Below are 345 nucleotides of genomic sequence, written 5' to 3'. Positions count from 1 at the left end.
CCGGATAATCGGTGCGGACAACACGGTTTAACCCATCGTAGGTGTAGCGGGTGGTCCGGCCCAATGAATCGGTTTCGGTGCGCAGGTTGCCTTCGCCGTCGTAAGTCTTGTACTCAACGGTTCCATCCGGGTGGTAGGTTTCCGTCAATCGGCCGTAGGCGTCGTAGCTGTATTCGGTACGCCGTCCCAGGGCGTCCACCGTGGCGGCCTGGTTTCCGGCCATGTCGTATTCGGTGGCGGTGGTGCTGCCATCAGGATAGCGGGTTTCGATAACGCGGTTATTGACGTCATAGACGTAACCGGTGGTTTCCTCCACCACGCTGCCGTTCACGGTGCGGGACCGGG

The 345-nt window shown here is 60.3% G+C and carries 1 pseudogene; it reads right to left on the bottom strand.

Annotated features, from left to right (window positions below):
• A pseudogene (locus CLH61_RS18270) lies at nt 1-345 on the bottom strand (RHS repeat protein); the annotation flags it as partial.

This window comes from Marinobacter profundi (genome assembly GCF_002744715.1).
GTDB classification, from domain to species: Bacteria; Pseudomonadota; Gammaproteobacteria; order Pseudomonadales; family Oleiphilaceae; genus Marinobacter; species Marinobacter profundi.
This window is presented reverse-complemented; position numbering and strand designations above follow the sequence as displayed.